This window comes from Nesterenkonia aurantiaca (genome assembly GCF_004364585.1).
Lineage (GTDB): Bacteria > Actinomycetota > Actinomycetes > Actinomycetales > Micrococcaceae > Nesterenkonia > Nesterenkonia aurantiaca.
The window spans coordinates 79187-101081 of sequence record NZ_SOAN01000004.1 but is presented as its reverse complement, the minus strand read 5'-3'; the positions used below and the strand labels follow the sequence as shown (position 1 = coordinate 101081).

Here is a 21895-nt window from a genome sequence, read left to right as displayed (position 1 = left end):
GTGGACGCCTCAGCGCCAGATGCCGCGAGTGTCGATGACCGCCGCGGAGCCCAGCCGGGACTTCGGCAAGGACTTGAACACGTCGTGGTCGACCAGCAGCACCAGCACATCTGCGCGCTCCAGGGCCTCGTCCAGTTCGGTCAGCGCGACGTTGCCAAACTGTTCCAAGGGAGCGGGCAGCTTCTGGATGTGCGGCTCCACCGCGAGGATCTTCGCATCGGGGGCCCGCTGCGCCAGCTTCTCCGCGATGTGCAGCGATGGCGATTCTCTCAGGTCATCGATATTCGCCTTGAACGCCAGGCCCAGCAGCGCCACAGTGGGCGCCTCACCGGAGGCTTCGAGCGCCTGTTCGATGCGGCCCAGGACCCACTCAGGTTTCGCGTCGTTGGTCTCGCGGGCGGTCCGGATCAGATTGGCCTGCTCCGGGGCGGCGTCGACGATGAACCACGGGTCCACCGCGATGCAGTGCCCGCCCACGCCGGGTCCTGGCTGAAGGATGTTGACCCGCGGGTGGTGGTTAGCGAGCTCGATGAGCTCCCACACGTCGATACCGAGTTTGTGGCTGATCACCGAGAGCTCATTGGCGAATGCGATGTTGACGTCACGGAAGCTGTTCTCCGTGAGCTTCGCCATCTCTGCGGTGCGCGCATCGGTGAGCAGGAACTCGCCTTTGCAGAAGGCTGAGTAGAGGTCCTTCGCCGCCTCCGCGGCGGCGGGTGTCAGACCACCGATGATCCGGTCATTGGAGATCATCTCCTCCATGATCTTGCCCGGCAGCACACGCTCGGGGCAGTGCGCGACCATGATGTCCGCCGGGCCCAGGTCGGGGCGTGCGGCAAGGATCCGTGCGGCCATGTGTTCGGTGGCCCCCGGAGGGGACGTCGATTCCAGGATGATCAGTTCGCCGCCGGAGAGCTTGGCGGCAATTCCATCCGCGGCAGCTTCGATGTAGCTCAGGTCAGCCGAGTGGGTATCGGTGAAGGGAGTGGGCACGGCGACGATGTAGGCGTCCGCCACGGGTGTCTGCGTGCTCGCGGTCAGTGCGCCGCTGCTGACTGCCCGTTCCAGGACTTCGCGCAGCCCTGGTTCCACGAACGGCACCTCGCCGTTGTTGACAGCGGTGACGTTGCGCTCGGAGACGTCCATCCCGATGGTGGTGACACCGTGATCGGCGAGGATGGCTGCGGTGGGTAGACCGATGTAGCCAAGTCCGATCACACCGACGGTGGAGGATTTGCTGATCAAGGCGATTCACTTTCTTCGGCGGTCCTAGGTGTCTAACAGCTGGCGAGTCTATCCCAGCAGCTAGATATGAGCGTGACCCGCATCCCGCGCGCCGCGAACGGTGAACGTGGATTTGATCAATCCGGAGTAGCGGCACCGAGCTGCCGCGGCCCAGAACCAGTTCACGCGAACTCGGTTTGAGGCCCGCCCCGCCCACCCGGGTCGGAGCGGGCGATGCCAGCCCGAGATCCCGGGCCTGCGCTCCCCGGGCTGGCTGTGTGGCCTCGCGCCTCCAGCTTGGGGAGAGCGCCTAGTACCTTCTGAAGAAGGCTCGCGCCCTAGAGTCGTTCCAGTGGTAAGGGCCATAGGCGCGTGCGATCTCTCGGAGCACGCCCGCGGCCTCCTCGCGATCCTCAGGGCGGACCTTCGCGAACTTCGCGAGATACCAGGAGACGAAGAAGTTCTCGAAGCGTTGTTCCATGTAGTCCTCGAGGAGGCCCACCTCACGCAGCCACTGGGCCCGGTCGAGTTCCAGGATCAGGTACTTCCGGAAGTATTTCGGAGAGACCACGTTCACGATCGAGGTATCCACGGCGCCGTAGTAGGTGTAGACCGGTCGGTGCACCGGGACGTAGGCCCGGACGTGGTACATCAGCTGCTGGAAAAAGTACGAGTCCTGCCCGACCGCGCCCACCGGCTGGACGAGTCCCAACCCTTTGAGCCAATCCGTGCGAGCGACCAGGGCCTCGATGGAGGCTGGTCTGAAGTTCAGCGTGCGCAGGGTGTCGCGGTGAGGCCACACGAGCCCGTCTCGATGCTCGACCCCGTCGGCGAACCATGCGTGGTAGTCATGGACACTGTAGCGATGCGTCCAGACAGCCATCGTGCCCAGCGAGAAATCGGCCTCGGGCCTACTGCGGAGCTCGTCGAGGAGCACCAGGTAGCCGTCGTCGAGCTCTTCGTCGTCGGGGTCCAGATACGTCACGAACTCGGTGAAGCTGAGCGCCAGGCCGGTGTTGCGCGGTCTCGATGCTGAACCAGACCCGCCGGAAGCGTGATGGAATGCGGAGACGTTCGGATAAGAATGCGCCAGCTCCTCGATGGTGTCGAACGTGGACGCATCCGTGGAACCGTCGTTGATCAGCAGAACGTGCATCCGGTCGAACATCTCGGAGCGGCGCAGCGAGGCGAAGGCCTTGTGCCGCAGGTGGTCGCCGTTGTTATAGATCGGGACGACGACGGCGAGCTCAAGCCCTTCAGCCTCAGCCGTGGTCTTGAACTCCCGTGCCGTGCGCTCGAAGTCCGACCCCACAGCGGGGTCGACCACGCGCCGGGTGGCGGGGGAACGATGCCCGAAATGGTCGATGGCGTAGACCGGCAGGCCAGATCTGGACGCCTCCAGCTCCTGCGGTGAGCCCAGGGCGGCCGCAGACGGCCGCCACCAGGCGGTGAGCGAGAGCTTCCTGACCTCGGAGGTCCGCGAATGGGCGAGGTGATCCGTCTCTTCGGCAGTTCCCTGGAGCTTGGTGGTGATCGGTGCCGACTGATACCGGAACGCGGCCACATGATCGGCCGTGTAGATCGGGGAGTATCGACGCGAGGCGCTCACCGGCAGGAGTATGTCGAAGTCCCCGGCATCAGTGTCGCTGCCGACCTGCCATTCTCCGATCTCTGCCCAGGTGACCAGAGCGACGGCGGGGTGGGTCTGGCGTGCGATGTCTTCGCGAAGCTCATCCGTGACCTCCTCGGTGACGGCGAGGACCCGGTCGGTGGGAGCGGCCACGTGCAGACCGACCGTCCGTGCGATCGTGCCGAGCACATCCGTCCCGTGATGGGCCGTGAAGACCTGGCGGATGCCATCGCTCTGGACACGGCGAAGCTCCTCGAGGTCCATGTACTGGAGGGTCTTCGCCACGTCCTCCGCCGCATTGGCGACATACACGTTCGGATGATAGGAGTTGACGCCTTGGTTGTAGGTGGCGAGCACCATGGTCCCGCACGCCTGCAGCTGCAAGATCTGGCTGTCGAGCAACGTCTGCGAGTTGGCCACCGAGTTCACGGCGAGGCCGATGTCCATGCTGCGCTGCAGCATCGCGGTCTCGGTGAGGCCCTCCAGGGCCGGAACCTCGCGCCGGGACAGCGTCCAGGGAGCGTACTCCGCTGGCACAGCCCACTGAGAAGCTCGCAGTCCGTCCTCCTCGGCGGGCCGAAACAGCGCCACAGCGCGGCCGGACGCAAGGGCGCCGTCGAACAAGGGGGAGACCGACTGGGCGGCGTGGATCTTGGCCGGTGTCGACGATGGGTCCAACCCCATGAACGCGAGCAGATCCGTGCCCGCAGGTCGGGTCCCGAGGGGAGTGTGCAGCAGGGGGCTCACGGGGAGTTGAACCATGGTCACGCTCAGACCCGACCGGCCCAGTTCCCGGTATGTCTCCGCGACTTCGTGGTCCACCGCGAACACCGCGTCGCAGCTCTCTACGATGCCGGTGGCTTCCTCGGCCTCGTCCTTGCCGACGGCGGAGAAGAACGCAGTGGGCACGGAACGTTCCTTGTAGTGCGGAATGATCGAGTCGATGAGCAGTTCATGGGATACAGAGGTGTCCGAGCCGATGAGCAGCAGGTCGAGGTCTCCGTGAAGGTCCATCCAGTTCTCAGCGTCTATGTGGATGATCTGCGCCAGCCCAAACAGTCCTGCGCCCAGTCGCGGACCCGCGATCAGTCCTACACGCAAGGACAGCCGAGGACGAGACGCGCCGGGCTCCGGGACGGGGAGCGTCACCGCCGCCTCAAGCGCGTCCTCCACTGCGTGAACGGGAGATCGGAGGAACTCCTGTCCCAATTCAGCGGGCGCTGAGATCTCGGCGACGCTGCTGGCGGTCGGAACGGCACCGCCTCGCGGCGCTGCCGCGGCGCGGTGCTCCAAGATCTGGATCAACTCGTCGTAGGACCGGGTCCGCCGCATATGCGCGGCACTTGCCTGGTTGAGCAGCGTCAAGGCCGGCGACGACTCGGCAGCCGACGACGAGGCGGTCGTCATCCAGGCACGGGCGGCGGCCAGGTGCGCCCGTCCGGCGGCCCCCAGTGCAGAACGATGCATCGCGAGTGCGGCGTCCACCATCTCGGTGCCGACAGAGTCTGCAGTTGCGTCGGGTTCGCCGAGGTCGGACGGGTTGGCACTGGGGTGAAGGTCTATCCATCGCACATTGATACTCTAGAGCCTCGGTACATCCACTGCGCGGTGGACGCCCTCGGCGTCGCGCTGCGCAGCCCTCACCCACGACCCAAGGGACATCCCAGACGTGTTCAACTCCCTCTCCGATCGCCTGAGCGCCACCTTCAAGAACCTCCGCGGCAAGGGGAGGCTCTCCGAGGCAGACATCGACGGCACCGCTCGGGAGATCCGCCGGGCGCTGCTCGACGCCGACGTCGCGGTGCCGGTGGTCCGTGAGTTCATCGCCAAGGTCAAGGCGCGCGCCATGGGCTCCGAGGTCGCGCAGGCGTTGAACCCGGGTCAGCAGGTCGTGAAGATCGTCAACGAGGAGCTCGTCGGGATCCTCGGCGGGCAGACCCGCGAGCTCGCGTTCGCCAAGAACCCGCCCACGGTGATCATGCTCGCCGGCCTCCAGGGCGCGGGCAAGACCACGCTCGCCGGGAAGCTCGCGCACCACCTGAAGAATCAGGGCCACACCCCGATGCTGGTCGCCTGTGACCTGCAGCGGCCCAACGCGGTCACCCAGCTGCAGGTCGGCGGTCGGCGGGCCGGCGTGCCCGTCTACGCCCCGCACCCCGGGGTGTCCTCTGAGTTCGAGTCCGCCACCGGGGACCCGGTCAAGGTGGCCACCGACGGCCTGGCCGAGGCGCGCAACAAGCTTCACGACGTGATCATCATCGACACGGCCGGCCGCCTCGGCGTCGACGCCGAGCTGATGCGCCAGGCCGCCGACATCAAGGCCGCGGTGGGCGCGCACGAGACGCTCTTCGTGATCGACGCGATGATCGGACAGGACGCGGTCACCACCGCGCAGGCGTTCAACGAGGGCGTGAACTTCACCGGCGTGGTGCTCACCAAGCTCGACGGCGACGCCCGCGGCGGCGCCGCGCTCTCGGTCGCCTCGGTCACCGGCAAGCCGGTCATGTACGCCTCCACCGGTGAGGGGCTGAAGGACTTCGAGGTCTTCCACCCGGACCGGATGGCCCGCCGGATCTTGGACATGGGCGACATCCTCTCCCTGGTCGAGCAGGCCGAAGCCAACTGGGATCGTGGCGAGGCCGAGAAGATGGCGCAGAAGTTCGCCGACCAGGAGGACTTCACCCTGGAGGACTTCCTGGGTCAGATGCAGCAGCTCAAGAAGATGGGCTCGATGAAGAAGCTGCTGGGCATGATGCCCGGCGCGCAGGGGATGCGTCAGCAGCTGGAGCAGTTCGACGAGTCCTCCATCGGCCGGGTCGAGGCCATCATCTATTCCATGACCCCCTATGAGCGCAACGTCCCCAAGGTGATCAACGGCTCCCGCCGTGCACGCATCGCCAAGGGCTCCGGGGTGCACGTCTCCGAGGTCAACCAGCTCCTGGAACGCTTCACCCAGGCGCAGAAGATGATGAAGAAGATGGCCGGCGGCGGGGGAATGCCCTCGATGCCCGGTGGCGGCGGAGGGATGCCCGGTATGGGTGGCATGCCTGGAATGGGCGCCGGCGGCGGCGCCTCGAAGAAGCGCAAGCCCCAGCCGAAGCCGAAGAAGAAGTCCGGGAACCCGGCCAAGGCCGCCCAGGAGGCCCGAGAGGCCGAACTCAAGCGGACCCAGGGCGCGGCCAAGCGGATGGATGGCTCCAGCTTCGGGGCGGGTACCAAGGACCTCAAGCCCGAGGACCTGAACCTGCCCAAGGGGTTCGAGAAGTACCTGCGCTGAGCAGGACCGACGCGGTCTCAGATCGCGTGTTCGGCCGATCTCTGGCACAATAGGCAGGTACTTTGTTCGACGGGGGCACCCTCTAAACCCGCCGTAGGGACAATGTTCTGAAGTGGTCGCATCGATTGTGCAGCTCGTCCCCACGCAATCCGGTGCCTGACCGCGCCCCTGAAACAAGAAACGGGAGTGGACCACTCAAGTGGCAGTTAAAATTCGTCTGAAGCGCATGGGCAAGATCCGTGCACCGTTCTACCGCGTTGTCGTCGCCGACTCCCGCACCAAGCGGGATGGCGCCGCCATCGAGCAGATCGGCAAGTATGACCCGACGCAGGAGCCCTCGCTGATCGAGATCGATTCCGAGCGCGCTCAGTACTGGCTCTCCGTGGGCGCTCAGCCCACCGAGCAGGTCAATGCACTGCTGAAGGTCACCGGTGACTGGCAGAAGTTCAAGGGCCTCGAAGGCTCCGAGGGCACTCTGCGGACCAAGGCCCCGAAGGAAGCGTTCGTCGCTCCCAACAAGGGTTCAGTCATTCAGGAGCAGAAGTCCAAGGCTCCGGCTCCTGCCGAGGATGCAGCTGAGTCTGCCTCGCAGGAGAATGCATAGTAATCATGGGAGCTGATGCAGTGCTGAGTGACGCGCTCGAACACCTGGTCCGCGGAATCGTGGATGCACCTGATGACGTCGATGTCCGCCGTAAGGGCGGGCGTCGCTACGACGTGCTTCAGGTGCGAGTTCATCCGGATGACCTCGGTCGAGTGATCGGCCGGGCCGGGCGCACCGCCAAGGCACTGCGCACCGTGGTCTCAGCCCTCCCCGGTGGGGGCGATGTCCGCGTGGACGTGGTCGACACCGACCGCAGCCGCTGACGGACCGAGGGACTGCACCATGACTGCTGGCATCAATGGCCAGGAAGCACATGAGATCGACCCGCAGGCACTGCCGGAAACGGCAGAGCGCCTGCGGGTCGCTCGCATCGGCAAACCCCACGGCATCCGTGGCGAGGTCACTGCCCAACTCTTCACCGATGAGCCGGAGCAGCGGCTCGCCCCCGGTTCGGTGGTCATCCGCATCGCCGGGGAGAACACCGCCGACCGGATCACCACGCTGCTCACCGTGACCCGACAGCGCTGGAACAAGAGCATCGCTCTGCTGAGCTTCCGAGAGGTCACCGACCGCGACGGCGCCGAGGCCCTGCGTGGGTCGACGCTCTACGTCGAGGTGGCGACGGAGCAGGAGTCCGACTCCGACGGCTGGTACAGCCACGAACTCGCCGGATTCGCCTGCGTGGACGCCGCGGGCGAGCCCCTGGGCACGCTCAAGGAGCTGCTCACCGGAACGGCGCAGGACCTGCTCGTGGTCACCGCGGTCAACGGCGAGGACGTGATGGTCCCCTTCGTCGAAGAGCTCGTGCCCGAGGTGGACGTGGAGAATCAGCGCATCGTGCTGACCCCGCCGCCCGGCCTCTTCTGAGCGAGCGCCCCGCCATGCGGATCGACCTCATCTCCATCTTCCCCGAGTTCTTCGACGTCCTGGACCTCTCCCTGATCGGGAAGGCCCAGCGCGAGGGACTGCTCAGCCTGCACCGGCACCAGCTGCGCGACTTCAGCTTCGACAAGCACCGCAGCGTGGATGACACCCCCACCGGTGGAGGCGCCGGGATGGTGATGAAGCCCGAGCCCTGGGCGTTGGCGCTGGAACACGTGCTGACCCAGCCTGAGGCTGCCGCGGCAGAGCAGCCGCCGATCCTGATCATCCCCACCCCGGCCGGCGAGGTGCTCACCCAGCGCGCCGCCCAGGAGCTCGCCCAGGCAGAGCACCTGGTCTTCGCGCCCGGCCGGTTCGAGGGCATCGACCAGCGGCTGCTGGACTGGGCGCCGGAGCACTTCCAGGTGCGCCCCATGTCCATCGGGGACTACGTGCTCAACGGCGGGGAGTCCGCCGTCGTCGTGATGGTCGAGGCGATCACCCGGCTGATCCCTGGGGTGCTGGGCAACCCGGAATCGCTCGCCGAGGAGTCTCACGCCGACGGGCTCCTGGAATACCCGGTCTACACCAAGCCTGCGCGCTGGCGCGGCCTCGAGGTGCCCGAGATCCTGCTCTCCGGGGACCACGCGAAGATCGGCGCGTGGCGGGCACAGCAGCAGGAGATCCGGACTCGAAAGCTGCGCTCCGATCTGTGGGCCAAACACGTGGTCGCACGGGAGCAGAATCTGACATAGAATTGACCACCGTGCCTGCTGGGCGGCCCATCTGCCATAGGGGATGGCCGTCAACAGCCAGGCCGCCGGTGCGGGAACTCATCCCGATCCGGTTGCTCACGCTTTGACCTGCGCCGTGATTCGGCGTGGTCGGCGCCTTGTGCGCCGGCACGGAGAGGTCGCAACCCGGGCGAGTGACCTGTGGCAGTCGTCCAAGGAGAAGCATATGCATAAGCTTGATTTCGTTGATTCCGCCAGCCTGCGCACCGACATCCCGGAGTTCGGCCCCGGCGACACGGTCAACGTGCACGTCAACATCATCGAGGGCAAGAACACCCGTGTTCAGGTCTTCAAGGGCTACGTCCTGGGCCGCCAGGGCCACGGCATCGGCGAGACCTTCACGGTCCGCAAGGTGTCCTTCGGCGTCGGCGTGGAGCGCACCTTCCCGGTGCACTCCCCAGTGACCGAGAAGATCGAGGTCCTCGCCCGCGGTGACGTCCGCCGCGCGAAGCTCTACTACATGCGCGATCGCCACGGCAAGGCTGCACGCATCAAAGAGAAGCGTGAGTCCACCATTGCTCGCCAGCAGGGCGAGAAGGTCGAAGAGGTCACCGAGGCCTGATCCGCGGATCGGCTTCGGCCCAGCGCTGAGAGCCTGTACGTCTTATGAAGAATCCCGAGAACCCTGAGCCCTCCGAGTCTGACTCGGAGACTCAGGGTTCTCGGCGTCTGAAGCGCCCTCACCGCGTTCGGCTCTGGGCCGCGGTGCTCGTCACCGCGGTCCTCGCCGTGCTGGTCGCCACCGGTCTGCGCCTGTTCGTGGTCGACGTCTACACCGTCTCCCAGGTCTCCATGGCACCGACCCTGGCCGATTCCGAGCGGATCCTGGTCGAGAAGAGCTACCCCGAGGACCAGGGGGTGCAGCGTGGGGATGTGATCGTCTTCGACGGGGAGGGCTCCTTCACTCCATACGAGGGCAGAGGCTCCACCCTGGAGCAGCTCGGCGCCCGGGTGGGCCACTGGTTCGGGCTCGCCACTCCTCCCGCGACCTACGTCAAGCGGGTCCTCGGCACCGGGGGCGACACCGTGACCTGCTGCGAGGACACCGGAGAGCTCAGCGTCAACGGTGAACCCCTCGCGGAGCCCTACCTGGGCCGTCCCATCACCTCCGAGAACCCCGCCTCAGCGCTGGGCTTCGAGGCGGAGGTGCCTCCCGGCCGGCTCTGGGTCATGGGGGACAACCGGGAACAGTCCCTGGATTCGCGGGCACTGCTGGGCGCCCCCGGCGGGGGTATGATCAGCCAGGACCGCATCCTGGGCCGCGTCACTGGCGTCTTCTGGCCCTGGGATGAACGACGAGAGCTCCCGGAGGCCGATCATCAGCAGCAGTGACGGGCCTTCGACACCACCGTCCGAGAGCCGACGCGAACGCCGCCGTCAGGCCCGGTCGGCCCGGCACCCGGCGGTGAGTTTCCTGATCGAGATCGCGACGATTCTGGTCTTCGCGCTCGTGATCTCCTTCGTGGTCAAGACCTTCTTCTTCCGGGCCTTCTACATCCCTTCGGAGTCCATGGAGCCGACCCTGGAGGTCGATGACCGGATCATCGTGAACCTGCTCGCCCCGGAGGTCATGGAGGTCCAGCGCGGCGACGTCGTCGTGTTCGAGGACACCCGAGCGTGGTGGGGCGCCGGAAGCGGAGTGCCCACCAACGCCTTCCAAGACGCGATGATCTTCGTCGGTCTGATGCCCGACACCTCGTCCCACTTCGTGGTCAAACGCGTGGTGGGCCTGGGCGGTGACGAGGTGGAGTGCTGTGACGATTCCGGACGGATCCTGGTCAACGGCGAACCCATCGACGAGCCCTATATCTTCCCCGGAAACGTCCCCAGCGAGGGTGAGTTCTCCGTGACCGTCCCCGAGGACAGCGTCTGGCTGCTCGGAGATCACCGCGGCAACTCCGCCGACTCGCGCTCCCATGTGGACGAACCCGATATGGGTGCGGTGCCCCTGGAAGACGTCATCGGACGCTCCTCGGCGGTGATCTGGCCGTTCGAGAACTTCGGCGGCGGCGGCACCGAGCGGGATCCCTTCGAGGCGGTCCCGGCGCCGTGAGCACCCGATCCACTGGCGCCGGATCCGCGGGCGCCAGCGCAGGATTTGCGGACGGCGCGCGCTGATGCCCGAGAACGCCACGCTGCTGCCTGAGCTGGCCATCGCCGCGCAGCGCAATGTCCGTTTCATCGCGGGGATCGACGAGGTCGGCCGGGGCGCCCTGGCTGGACCGGTCAGCATCGGGGTGGTCGTGTTCGACCTCAACGCCCCGGTCTTCGCCGAGACGCCGACGGCGAGCGGGATCTGCTCCCAGCTCGACGGCGTGCGCGACTCCAAGCTGCTCAGCGCCAAAGCCCGGCAGCGCTGGCACCCGCACATCTGCGAACACGCCGCCGCCTACAGCGTCCAACACCGCGCGCCTCGAGAGATCGACGCGCTGGGCATCAACGGGGCGCTGCGCGCCGCCGGTCTCGCCGGGCTCAACGCGGTAGAGGTCCAGCTCGGGAGGCCGCTGGATGCCGTGATCCTGGACGGCTCCTACGACTGGCTCACCCACGGCGCCTCACCGCGGGTGCAGACCATGGTCAAGGCCGATATCAGGGCGCTTTCGGTGGCCTGCGCCTCGGTGCTGGCGAAGCTGGAACGGGACCGGCTGATGGAGGAGCTCGCGGCAGCCCACCCCGGCTATGGCTGGGATTCCAACCGCGGGTACGGCTCCCAGGGACACCGGAGCGCACTGCTGGAGCTCGGCGTCACCGCGCAGCATCGGCTCAGCTGGAACCTCGGGGTCTGAGCTCACGGCCTGACCTGCGACTGGATCCTCTCTGAGGTCTCCGGCGTCCCGCATCTTCCCCAGGCCCGTTCAGCCTGTGCGCTCGGCTCGGTCCCTCCACAGCGCCCCGATCTTGCGGCCGGGGTCTCGGGAGGTGCCGGATGCTGGTGCCTGCGAGGAAGGAGCGCAGATGCGAGCCAAGGACGTCACCGGCATCATCGGAGAAGAGATCGCGGCCGACTATCTGAGTCGGCAGGGTCACCAGATCTTGGAGCGCCGCTGGCGCGGGGTGCGTGGAGAGCTGGACCTGATCACCAGGGATGGGGCACAACTGGTGGCGGTGGAGGTCAAGACCCGGCGGGGTGAGGGATACGGCCATCCCTTCGAGGCGATCGGCACAGCCAAGCTGGCCCGGCTGCACCGGCTGCTGCTGGACTACTGTGTCGCCCGGCATTGGCTCCATATGCAGCGCCGGGTGGACGTCATCGCGGTGCTCCTGAGCGGAGCCGCCGAGGCGCATGCCGAGGAGCACCTGGTGCAGCGGCTGGAACATCTCAGGGACGTGAGCTGATGAGCATGGGTCGGGCCCGTGGCGTGGTCCTCTTCGGCATGGACGGACACCTGATCGAGGTCGAGGCCGATATCGGCCGGGCTCTTCCGGCGTTCATCCTGCTGGGCCTGCCCGATGCCTCGCTGCGGGAGAGCCAGGACCGGATCCGATCCGCGGCGAAGAACACCGGTTGCGATCTTCCGACCCGGCGGCTCACCGTGAACCTGCTCCCGGCCTCGCTGCCGAAATCGGGTTCCGTCCTGGACCTCGCCATTCTGATGAGCGCCTGGGCGGCCGACGGCAGGGTCCAGGGCACGGCAGAGATCGTCTTCCTGGCGGAGCTGGGTCTGGACGGGAGGCTGCGCCCGGTCCGCGGTGTGCTTCCCGCAGTGGCGGCCGCGCAGGCCGCCGGGGCCCAGACGGTGGTCGTGGCGATGGAGAACGCCCAGGAAGCGGCCCTGGTGCCCGGGATGGAGGTCCTCGCGGCCGCCCATGTGTCACAGGTGGCGGCCTCCTTCGCCACCGCCGAGCTCGAACCGCTGGTGCGTGAGGCGTCCGGGGTCCATCGGTGGTCGGCTGGCCACGGTGTCGCAGCCTCGATGGTGGGCGAAGATGCCGCCGGCTCCGAGAACTCCGGCGCTCCCGCGGTCGATCTCGCGGAGGTGCGGGGCCAGCAGGAAGCGAGGTTCGCGCTGGAGCTGGCGGCCGCCGGTGGCCACCACCTGCTGCTCATCGGTGCCCCGGGTGCCGGCAAGACGATGCTGGCTGAACGAATGTCGGGGATCCTCCCGCCGCTGGATGATCAGGCGGCGATGGAGGCCACGGCGATCGAATCCCTCTCGGCGGACCCACGGACCGTGATTCGGCTGCGCCGCACCCCGCCGTTCCAGGCCCCGCACCACAGCGCTTCGATGGCGGCCATCGTGGGCGGCGGCGCGCGGATCGCGCGGCCCGGCGCCGTGACCCGGGCACACCAGGGAGTGCTCTTCCTCGATGAGGCCCCGGAGTTTCCACGCCCCGCGTTGGACGCACTGCGTCAACCCATGGAGACCGGCAGGATCTCGCTGCACCGCTCGGCCGGGAGCGTGACGTACCCGGCGCGCTTCCAACTGGTGCTCGGCGCGAATCCCTGTCCCTGCGGACTCAACGTGGGCACCGGCGCAGGCTGCAGATGCTCGGTGGCCCAGCGGCGGCACTACATGTCACGCCTCTCCGGTCCACTGCTGGATCGCATCGACCTGCAGATCCAGGTCGAGCGTCCTCGATCGGCGGCCGCCGCCCTGGGACCGCCGGGGGAGAGCTCCGCGGCCGTCCGGTCCAGGGTGCTTGACGCGCGCACGGTGCAGAGCGAACGTCTTCACCGGTGGGGCCTGCGCACCAACGCTCAGGCTCCGATGCAGCTCTTGACCGGAGAGCTGCGCCTGCCCGCCGGCTCCACCCGTCACATCGACGCCGCACTGGATCGAGCCGCGATCTCGCTGCGCGGTTATCTGCGGGTTCTGCGCCTGGCCTGGACCATCGCGGATCTGGCGCAGCGGGACCAGCCAGGGGCCGACGAGGTCGATGCTGCCTTGCAGCTGCGGCAGCGGGCCCAGACGAACTGAATCGAGGAGCAGCTATGAGACATGACCCCGGTCCCGCCGCCCCTGGGGTGGACCTCGAGCAGGAAAGGGTCCTTCGTGCCGAGCTGTCCCGGCTGATCGAACCTGGAGACCTGCTCGCCGGACTCGCTCTGGAGACCTTCGGAGCTCAGAGCCTCCACGCACTGATCACCTCGGCGCGGGCACCCTCCGCCGCAGAGCGTGACCGAATGGCGCAGGTCGCTGACTCGGCGGGGCTCGGAGCCCGGCAGCAGGACCTGCGCACCGGGCTTGCCCGTTGGCGCACCCGGTGCGGGCAGCTGCATGGCGCCTCGGACCTCGCCACGATCCGCCGGCTCGGCGGGGGTCTGTTGATCCCGCAGGACCCCGGCTGGCCCGCACAGCTGGGAGATCTCGGTCCGCTGGCCCCGGTGGCGATCTGGTTCCGTGGCAGCCGGGAGGAGTCCGCCTCCCAGGCACTGGGCCGACTTCCCGGCCCGGCCCGGACGGTGGCGATCGTCGGGTCCCGGGAGGTGACGGACTATGGCATCCGGATCACCGCCCAGCTCACCGAGGATCTGGTCCATGCCGGTCTCTGTGTGGTCTCCGGCGGCGCCTACGGGGTCGATGCCGCCGCCCATCGGGCCGCGCTGCGCGCGTGCTCGGATCAGGACTCAGGTTCGCGCCGCGCGGAGGACTCCGGGGACAGAGACGCCTCCAGGTTCAGCGATGCAGACCGCTCCGCGCCGACGCTGGCAGTCTTGGCCGGCGGACTGGATCGGTTCTACCCGGCTGGGAACGAACGTCTGCTCCGCGAAGTTGCAGAACAGGGTCTGCTGCTCAGCGAGATGGCCCCCGGTTCGGCGCCGACCAGGCACCGGTTCCTGCAGCGGAACCGCCTGATCGCGGCACTGGGTATGGTCACCGTGATCACCGAGGCGCGCTGGCGCAGCGGAGCCCAGTCCACCGCCCACCATGCGCTGAACCTCGGCCGGGAGGTGGGGGTGATCCCCGGAAGCGTCTTCTCCGCCGCCTCGGCAGGATGTCACCGTCTGTTGCGCGAGACACCCGCGCAGCTGGTCCGGGACGCGACCGACATCCTGAACCTTGTCGCTGAAGGCGCAGGCCCAGAAACCGCGCATCCGCCGGGCCCCAGCCAGGAGTCGCTGGCCATCGGCTCCTGGGCCGGGCGCAGGGAATCAGCCTCCCGACCGGCTGTCCAACCCGAGCTTCCCCTGGGCCGGGAGCACCCGCAGGATGGACTCGATGAGGCCCAGCGGCTGCTCTTCGACGCGCTGCCCAGACGTGGTCTGAGCGCGCCGGGCAAGCTCTCCCAAGTCGCGGGGCTCCCGCTGCCCACTGTGCTCGCCGAGCTGACCCGGCTTCAGCGTTCGGGCCGCGCCCGCATGGTCAACGGTCATTGGGGTCGGGCATGATCGGCGCGGAGCACCTAAGCCCGATGTGCGCGGTCGTAGACTTCCCTCATGGCCTCCGCGCAGGATCGATCCACAGACCCGGCTGCACCTCCGGGCCCCGACGCTGCGGTCGAACCCGAGCTGGTCACAGCGTTCATCGACCATCTCAGGCACGAACGGGGGCTCTCGGTGCAGACGCTCCGCGCCTATCGCGGCGATCTGCGCCAGCTCGCTCTGCAGCGTGGTCCGCTGGAGGAGCTCGGCCTCGCGGAGATTCGCAGCTGGCTGAGCGAGCTGCACGAAGCGGGACTCTCGCGGAACACCCTGAACCGCAAGACCGCCTCGGTGCGGGCCTTCACCGCCTGGGCGCACCGCCGGGGGCACCTGCCCGAGGATCCTTCCGTGCGGCTGCGCACCGCCCGAAAGAGCAGCCACCTGCCCGATGTGCTGCAGCACCAGCACGTCGAACAGCTCACCTCCCAGCTGGCAGGTGCGGCCCAGCAGGCCGGACAGGCGGATGAGGCAGATCCGATCGCGCATGCGCTGAGCCTGCGTGACGCAGCGATGGTGGAGCTGCTCTACGCCACCGGTATGCGCGTCTCCGAGCTCAGCGGTCTGAACCTGGCCTCCTTCGAGACCGGTCGGCGGATGGTCCGGCTGCTCGGCAAGGGCAACAAGGAACGGATCGTCCCCTACGGGGTGCCGGCAGAGACCGCTCTGCGCAGCTGGTTGTACCACGGCCGATCCCGACTCGTCACGAGCACCTCGGCCGAGGCGTGTTTCCTGGGTCGTCGAGGAGGCCGCATCGATGTGCGCACGGTGCGCCGCGTCGTCGACGATTCCCTCGCCCGGCTTGGGACCACGGCAGCCCGAGGCCCGCACGCGCTGCGTCACACCGCCGCCACGCACCTGTTGGAAGGAGGTGCTGATCTGCGGACCGTCCAGGAGCTGCTCGGGCACGCCTCGCTGAGCACCACGCAGCTCTACACCCACGTCACCATCGACAGGCTGCGCGACGCCTACGGACAGGCTCATCCCCGCGCCTGAGAGACCGATCTGATCTGGATCTGTTAACATCAGTAGTAGTGCTCGCCGCGCAAGGTGTTAACCTTTGGTGGAGCATCAAAACCATCAGCCACCTGGCTGCTGTCTGGTCGTAGGGGAAGACGTACCAACAGCACAGTGGAGGATGGATATGTCCCAAAATACGGCCCGAGGTGTGCTTCACATCCATTCGGCGCCCGCCGCGCTCTGCCCACACGTTGAATGGGCGGTGTCCTCGGCGGTTGACGCGCGCGTGGACTTCACATGGCACCCTCAGCCTGCCGCGCCCGGCGACTTCCGTGCAGAGCTCTCCTGGGAGGGCTCAGCCGGTCTGGGCGCCACCCTGGCCTCAGCGCTGCGCGCGGTGAGCCATCTCCGGTTCGAGGTGACCGAGGACCCCTCTCCCGGCTGCGACGGCGGCCGCTGGTCCCACACGCCTGAACTGGGCATCTTCCATGCCACCACCGATGTGCACGGCAACATCGTGGTCTCCGAGGACCGGATCCGTTACGCCTACGAGATGGGCGCCGGTGACCCCTCCGTGGTCTATCAGGAGCTCTCACTGGCGCTGGGCGAGGCCTGGGACGAGGAGCTGGAGTCCTTCCGCCATGCCGCAGAGGGCGCCCCTGTGCACTGGCTGCACCAGGTGGTCAGCTGAGCCCAGGCGGACCGCGCGGCGTCCTCCACCGCCGCCCATCCGCTCAGCCGGTGCTGACCACCAGCAGCCGTGATCGACCGGCACCACCACAGTCCTGCCGCACAGAGCCCGCTGAAGCGGGCCGTCGCTTCCCAGCGCGGCAGCTTCTACATGAAGCAGCAAAGACCCCCGGCGGGGATCCCTGAGGATCCCGACCGGGGGTCTTCTTCTGCGCGGATGCCGCCGGATGAGCCCCGGCGGAGTTGCTCAGTAGGTGCGGAACGCCGCCACGGCGTTGTGCCCGCCGAAGCCGAAGGAGTTGCACAGCGCCACCTGCTGCTGGTCCCCGAGCTCGCGAGGCGAGCCGGTGACCACGTCGAGCGGCATCTCCGGGTCCTGATGATCGAGGTTGATCGTGACCGGCGCGCGACGCTCATGCAGGGCCTTCACGGTCAGCACCGACTCCACGGCACCGGCGGCGCCGAGCAGATGACCGGTCTGGGACTTCGTGGCGGAGATGCAGACGTTCTCGAGGTGATCTCCGAACACCGACTTCAGCGCCGCATACTCAGGCTTGTCGCCCACCGGGGTGGAGGTGGCGTGGGCGTTGATGTGGGTGACCTCGCTCAGCTGCGCGCCGGCGGACTCCAGCGCCCGGCGCAGCGCGCGGGAAGCACCCAGCGCCTTGGGGTCCGGGGCGGTGATGTGGTGCGCGTCCGAGGTGATCGCGGAACCCGCGAGCTCGGCATAGATGGTGGCGCCGCGGGCCTTGGCGTGCTCTTCGGTCTCGACGACCAGAGCGCCGGCGCCCTCACCCATGACGAATCCATCGCGGTCTCGGTCATAGGGCCGCGAGGCGGCAGCGGGGTCGTCGTTGCGCTTGGAGAGCGCCTGCAGCGAGCTGAACGCGGCCATGGGCAGCGGATGGATCGCAGCCTCGGTGCCGCCGGCCAGGACGACGTCGGCGTCGCCCTTGCGCAGCATCTCCAGCGCGACGTCCAGCGCCTCGACACCGGAGGCGCAGGCGGAGACCGCCGTGCGGGCCCCGCCCTGAGCGCCGAGGTCCAGGCTGATCGCTCCGGCCGCGCCGTTGGGCATCAGCATCGGCACGGTCATCGGCATCACCCGGCGCGGGCCACGCTCGCGCAGGGTGTCCCAGCTGTCGATCAGCGTCCAGACCCCGCCGATGCCGGTGGCGAAGGACACCGCGACCCGCTCGGGATCCAGGTCGTAGCCCTCATCGCCGGGGCGGCTGAGACCGGCGTCGTCCCAGGCCTGCCGGGCGGCGACCATGCCTAGCTGGGTGGAGCGATCCATCCGGCGGAGCTCCGGACGGGCCAGCACCTCGGAGGGCTCGATGGAGACCTCGGCGGCGAAGGTGACCGGCAGCTGGTACTTCTCGACCCAGTCGTGCTCGAGGGTCTTGGCACCGGGAGTGCCGGCCAGGGCGTTGGTCCAGAGCGTCTTCACGTCGCCGCCGATGGGAGTGGTGGCGCCGAGACCGGTGATGACAAGACGACGGGTCATGGATCTACCTCAATGAAAGTGGGACAGCGGGTGGGGGGAGAGGAGGGGAGGGCTCGGCGGTGCGCCGGAGCCCTCCCGTCCGATGCGGGGCTGGATCAGCCCTGTGCGTTGGCGATGAAGTCCACGGCGTCGCCGACGGTGGCCAGGTTCTTGACCTCTTCATCGGGGATCTTCACGTCGAACTTCTCTTCGGCGTTGACCACGATGGTCATCATCGAGATCGAGTCGATGTCGAGGTCCTCGGTGAAGGACTTCTCCGACTGGACCTCTTCGACCTCCAGGCCGGTCTCCTCGTTCACAATCTCGGCCAGGCCTGCGAGGATCTCGTTCTTGTCAGCCATATCGGCGACTCCTTTTCTTTGGGTGGTTCCAGTTCGTTGGGTGGTTCCAGGGATACGTGGTGAATCTGTCCCGCGGCCGCGTGGCGGCCCCGGTCCCGGGGCTACGGCAGCCGGATGACCTGCGCGCCGTAGACCAGTCCGGCTCCGAAACCGATCTGCAGAGCAAGACCGCCGGAGAGTTCTGGGTTCTCCTTGAGCAGGCGGTGCATGGCCAGCGGGATCGAGGCTGCGGAGGTGTTGCCCGCGTCCACGATGTCGCGTCCCACCATCACGTGCTCAGGAAGCTTCAATTGTTTGACCATCTCGTCGATGATCCGCATGTTCGCCTGATGTGGGACGAACGCCACGAGGTCCTCGGCGGTGATCCCAGCGGCATCGAGTGCCTGCTGGGCGACCTTGGCCATCTCCCAGACGGCCCAGCGGAACACCGTGGGACCGTCCTGGCGCAGCGTGGGCCAGTAGCGGTTCTCGGCGTCGAGCAGCTCGGTGGCGTCCTGGGTCTCGCGGGCTCGGGCGAGCGCGTCGCGGAAGTTCAGCAGCGTGCTGTCCATCGCCACGGCCTCCCACTTCTCGCCGTTGGAGCCCAGGATCGAGGGCGAGATCCCGGGAGCTTCGGCGGGACCGATGATCGCGGCCCCGGCGCCGTCGCCGAGCAGGAAGGAGATGGTGCGCTCGTGGTTGTCGATGAAGTCCGAGAGCTTCTCCACCCCGACGACCAGCACATAGGAGGACAGCCCGGAGCGCACCATGGCGTCGGCCTGGCCGATTCCGTAGCAGTAGCCGGCGCAGGCGGCGGAGATGTCGAAGGCCGCCGCTGGGGTGGCGCCCAGCCGGTGAGCCAGGTCCGCCGCGGCCGAGGGGGTCGCGTAGGGGTGGGTCACGGTCGCGAGGATGACTCCGCCGAGCTGATCTCCAGAGATCCCGGCGTGCTCCAGCGCCTCGCGGGCGGCGCCTTCGGCCATGTCCACCACGGAGACGTCTCTGGGCGCACGGCGCCGGGTCTTGATACCGGTGCGCTTCTGGATCCACTCGTCTGAGGAGTCGATCCACTGGCAGATCTGCTCGTTGTCAATCACGAGCTCGGGTCGGTAGGCACCCAGGCCCATGACACGGGTGCCCGCCACGGCGGTGGGCTGGTTCAATGCGACAGTCACGTCAGGAACGTCCTTCGTGGATCATTGGGGGGAGCTGCGCGGCGGTGCCGCCTGCGCAGAGTTTGTCGACGGCCATGGACCTAGGCCCGCTCAGCTCAACCCGCATGCTCGGCGATGAATTCCTGGGCGAGGGGGATGTCGGCGGGAGTCTTGATGGCCAGCGACTTCACGCCCTTGAGTCCGCGCTTGGCCAGGCCGGTCAGCGTGCCACCGGGCAGCAGCTCGAGCACGCCGGTGACCTCGGCCTGCGCCATGGTCTCCATGCAGAGATCCCAGCGGACCGGACGAGTCACCTGATCCACGAGGCGCTCCAGCACCTCGGCACCGGTGGAGACGTAGCCGCCGTCCCGGTTGGAGATCAGCTTCTGGCGGGGGTCGTTCACCGTGAGGCCGGCAGCCGCGGCCGCCAGGGTCTGCCGGGCCGAGTCCATGAAGTCCGTGTGGAAGGCACCCGCCACGGTCAGCGGTATCACTCGGGCCCGAGCCGGAGGACTGGCCTCCAGCGCCGCAAGCTTCTCCAGCTCCCCGGCGGCCACGATCTGGCCGGGCCCGTTGGCGTTGGCCGGAGTCAGCCCGGCGTCAGCGATCGCCTGCCGGACCTCCGCCTCCACACCTCCGACGACGGCGGCCATGGAGGTGGGCGTCGCGGCGGCGGCTGCGGCCATGGAGGTGGCGCGGACCTTGATGAACTCCAAGGCCTGCTCGGGCGTGAGCACCCCGGCGAGCACGGCGGCAGGGATCTCGCCCACCGAGTGGCCGGCGTAGAGCACCCGGTCAGGATCCAGCGCTGCGAGATCCAGGGTGGACGCGCTGAGCAGGGAGGCGGCCACGATCAGCGGCTGTGCGACCGCGGTGTCCCGGATCGTCTCGGCATCGGAGACCGTCCCGTGGGCGCGCAGATCGGTGCCGGAATGCTCGGAATAGGCCTCGAGCGCCGCGCGGGTGGCCTCGTCGCTGATCCATTCCGAGAGGAATCCTGGGGTCTGGGAGCCCTGTCCGGGGCAAACTATGGCAAGCACAAGACCAACCTCCCATAGTGCGGCTGGTTTTCGCGGGTCATGGGCTCACCAAGCTCCACCGTGGCCTTTGTAGGTACCCTACAACGGCTGGTCAGAGACGCCCCACGGCCAGCGCGGTCTGCAGCACATAGGCGTCGCGCGGGGTCACGGGGTCCCATCCGGTGACGTCGGTGACCCGGCGCAGGCGGTAGCGCACGGTATTGGTATGGACGAAGAGTTCACGTGCGGTCGCCTCCAGCGAGTGACCGGCCTCCAGATAAGCGGTGACCGTTTCGAGCAGCCCGTTGCCGGCGGCGCTGAGCACCTCGAAGATGCGCTCGCGCAGCACGGTCTTCGCGGTCTCGTCTCCACAGAGCGCGCGTTCCGGAAGCAGGTCCTCGGCGGCCACCGGACGGGGTGCCGAGGTCCAGGCCCCGACAGCGGTGAACCCGGTGAAGGCCGACTGTGCACTGCCGTGCGCCTGGCTGATCGAACCCTCGAAGCTGGAGAAGACCACCTGTCCGGGGCCGAAGCGGGGCAGGATCCGCTCCAGTCCCTCGGCGAGGTCGGTGACCCGGCCCAGGAGCAGGATCAGCCGGTCACCATGAACCCCCACCACCGCATCGGCGGAGAAGCGGATGCATTGGCGTCTCAGCTGCGACATGAACACCGCGTCGGCCTGGTCCGGGGCGTCGCCGACGACGACGACCACTCCTTCGTGGCTGCGCCACCCGACGGCCGCGGCGCGGGAGGCGATCTGCTCGGCGGGCTCGCCGCGCAGCACCGCGTCCACCAGCAGCGCCTCCAGGCGAGAATCCCACGCGCCGCGGGACTCCGCGGCCCGGGCATAGACGTCGGCGATCGCGAAGGCCACCTCCCGGGAGTAACGCAGCACGGCTTCGAGCATCAGCTGCTGGTCCTGCGGAGCCACCAGACCGGGCAGTCGCTGCTCCACCGCTTCGACGATGCTGCGGATGAGCTGCAGCGCGCGCTGCAGGGAGATGGTGCGCATCAGATCGGTGGGGGCGTTGCCCAACAGCTCGTTGACCAGCGGCAGGGACCTCGAGGACGGGTTCTCCAGCCAGCTGATCAGACCGCCGATGCCACGCTGCGCGATCAGGCGCAGCGAAGCCCGCTCATCGGTGCTCAGGTGGCGGTACCAGGTGAGGGTCTCCTCCAGGTAGCAGTTGACCTCGTGGGTGAGGTTTCCGGCGTCGGAGCGGAGCACCTCGAGGGCCTCCCAGGAGACCGGGACGGGCCCTGGCGTCGTCGGAGCAGATGCAGTCATGTTCAGGAGCCTAGAGCCTGCGGAGTTCGCCCGCCAGTTGTGTGATCCCTACAAACCGCATCGAATGGCCATTGCCTCCGCCTGGACTGCCGCCCAAGCTGCCTGACCAGCGGGGAACCAGCGGGGCACCGGCGGCCGGACCAGCGGTGAGTCGCACTGCGATCTCCACGTCCGGTCCCGGTGGAGGGGCATACATGCCGCCGATA

Annotated in this window: 21 protein-coding genes; 14 read left to right on the top strand and 7 right to left on the bottom strand. The window is 67.9% G+C overall.

Features of this window, described 5'->3' with window-relative positions; translation table 11 throughout:
* Positions 1–9: 9 nt before the first annotated feature.
* Complete coding sequence (gene wecC / locus EV640_RS06450) at positions 10–1242, bottom strand: UDP-N-acetyl-D-mannosamine dehydrogenase (RefSeq protein ID WP_133726152.1); 1233 nt, start codon at positions 1240–1242, stop codon at positions 10–12.
* Between the two features lie 292 nt (positions 1243–1534).
* Complete coding sequence (locus EV640_RS06445) at positions 1535–4426, bottom strand: glycosyltransferase (protein ID WP_166645879.1); 2892 nt, start codon at positions 4424–4426, stop codon at positions 1535–1537.
* A gap of 97 nt (positions 4427–4523) precedes the next feature.
* Here EV640_RS06445 and ffh point away from each other — a divergent pair, with 97 nt between their 5' ends.
* The 14 genes from ffh (at position 4524) to EV640_RS06375 (ending at position 16402) form a co-directional block, all read left to right on the top strand.
* Positions 4524–6131, top strand: a complete 1608-nt coding sequence (ffh, locus tag EV640_RS06440) for a signal recognition particle protein (RefSeq protein WP_036476356.1) — start codon at positions 4524–4526, stop codon at positions 6129–6131.
* Between the two features lie 199 nt (positions 6132–6330).
* On the top strand, positions 6331–6735 hold the full coding sequence (rpsP, locus tag EV640_RS06435; RefSeq protein ID WP_036476354.1) for a 30S ribosomal protein S16: 405 nt from the start codon (positions 6331–6333) through the stop codon (positions 6733–6735).
* 20 nt (positions 6736–6755) lie between these two features.
* Positions 6756–6998: an RNA-binding protein gene (locus EV640_RS06430; protein WP_036476533.1), complete on the top strand. Its 243-nt coding sequence runs from the start codon at positions 6756–6758 to the stop codon at positions 6996–6998.
* A 19-nt stretch (positions 6999–7017) separates the two neighbouring features.
* The gene (gene rimM / locus EV640_RS06425) at positions 7018–7602 is read left to right on the top strand and encodes a ribosome maturation factor RimM (RefSeq protein ID WP_133726114.1); all 585 of its coding nucleotides are present in this window, start codon (positions 7018–7020) and stop codon (positions 7600–7602) included.
* A 14-nt stretch (positions 7603–7616) separates the two neighbouring features.
* Positions 7617–8351, top strand: a complete 735-nt coding sequence (gene trmD, locus EV640_RS06420; protein WP_036476352.1) for a tRNA (guanosine(37)-N1)-methyltransferase TrmD — start codon at positions 7617–7619, stop codon at positions 8349–8351.
* A 205-nt stretch (positions 8352–8556) separates the two neighbouring features.
* Positions 8557–8952, top strand: coding sequence for a 50S ribosomal protein L19 (gene rplS / locus EV640_RS06415; protein WP_036476351.1), 396 nt, complete (start codon positions 8557–8559; stop codon positions 8950–8952).
* Between the two features lie 44 nt (positions 8953–8996).
* Entirely contained in the window at positions 8997–9722 is a 726-nt protein-coding gene (gene lepB / locus EV640_RS06410) for a signal peptidase I (protein WP_036476349.1), read from the top strand.
* Positions 9723–9795: 73 nt separating this feature from the next.
* Positions 9796–10443 (top strand): signal peptidase I, encoded by a 648-nt coding sequence (gene lepB, locus EV640_RS06405; RefSeq protein WP_235181068.1) that lies wholly within the window; start codon positions 9796–9798, stop codon positions 10441–10443.
* Between the two features lie 64 nt (positions 10444–10507).
* Positions 10508–11176, top strand: a complete 669-nt coding sequence (locus EV640_RS06400) for a ribonuclease HII (RefSeq protein WP_051501299.1) — start codon at positions 10508–10510, stop codon at positions 11174–11176.
* A gap of 169 nt (positions 11177–11345) precedes the next feature.
* Positions 11346–11726 carry a YraN family protein gene (locus EV640_RS06395; RefSeq protein ID WP_036476347.1) on the top strand — a complete coding sequence of 127 codons (381 nt, stop codon included), beginning with the start codon at positions 11346–11348 and terminating at the stop codon, positions 11724–11726.
* On the top strand, positions 11726–13309 hold the full coding sequence (locus EV640_RS06390; RefSeq protein WP_133726112.1) for a YifB family Mg chelatase-like AAA ATPase: 1584 nt from the start codon (positions 11726–11728) through the stop codon (positions 13307–13309). The genes EV640_RS06395 and EV640_RS06390 overlap by 1 nt, the downstream gene beginning before the upstream one ends.
* A gap of 14 nt (positions 13310–13323) precedes the next feature.
* Positions 13324–14721, top strand: a complete 1398-nt coding sequence (locus EV640_RS06385) for a DNA-processing protein DprA (RefSeq protein ID WP_051501298.1) — start codon at positions 13324–13326, stop codon at positions 14719–14721.
* 48 nt (positions 14722–14769) lie between these two features.
* Positions 14770–15747, top strand: coding sequence for a tyrosine recombinase XerC (locus EV640_RS06380; RefSeq protein ID WP_133726111.1), 978 nt, complete (start codon positions 14770–14772; stop codon positions 15745–15747).
* 148 nt (positions 15748–15895) lie between these two features.
* The gene (locus tag EV640_RS06375; RefSeq protein WP_036476342.1) at positions 15896–16402 is read left to right on the top strand and encodes a DUF3145 domain-containing protein; all 507 of its coding nucleotides are present in this window, start codon (positions 15896–15898) and stop codon (positions 16400–16402) included.
* A gap of 246 nt (positions 16403–16648) precedes the next feature.
* Here EV640_RS06375 and fabF read toward each other — a convergent pair whose 3' ends face one another.
* The 5 genes from fabF to EV640_RS06350 all read right to left on the bottom strand — a co-directional run bounded on the left by fabF (position 16649) and on the right by EV640_RS06350 (position 21689).
* Entirely contained in the window at positions 16649–17908 is a 1260-nt protein-coding gene (gene fabF / locus EV640_RS06370) for a beta-ketoacyl-ACP synthase II (RefSeq protein WP_036476340.1), read from the bottom strand.
* Positions 17909–18003: 95 nt separating this feature from the next.
* Entirely contained in the window at positions 18004–18249 is a 246-nt protein-coding gene (locus tag EV640_RS06365) for an acyl carrier protein (RefSeq protein ID WP_036476339.1), read from the bottom strand.
* Positions 18250–18350: 101 nt separating this feature from the next.
* On the bottom strand, positions 18351–19355 hold the full coding sequence (locus tag EV640_RS06360) for a beta-ketoacyl-ACP synthase III (protein WP_051501329.1): 1005 nt from the start codon (positions 19353–19355) through the stop codon (positions 18351–18353).
* A 143-nt stretch (positions 19356–19498) separates the two neighbouring features.
* Positions 19499–20422, bottom strand: coding sequence for an ACP S-malonyltransferase (locus tag EV640_RS06355; RefSeq protein WP_036476335.1), 924 nt, complete (start codon positions 20420–20422; stop codon positions 19499–19501).
* 91 nt (positions 20423–20513) lie between these two features.
* Complete coding sequence (locus tag EV640_RS06350; RefSeq protein WP_051501297.1) at positions 20514–21689, bottom strand: PucR family transcriptional regulator; 1176 nt, start codon at positions 21687–21689, stop codon at positions 20514–20516.
* Between the last annotated feature and the right edge of the window lie 206 nt (positions 21690–21895).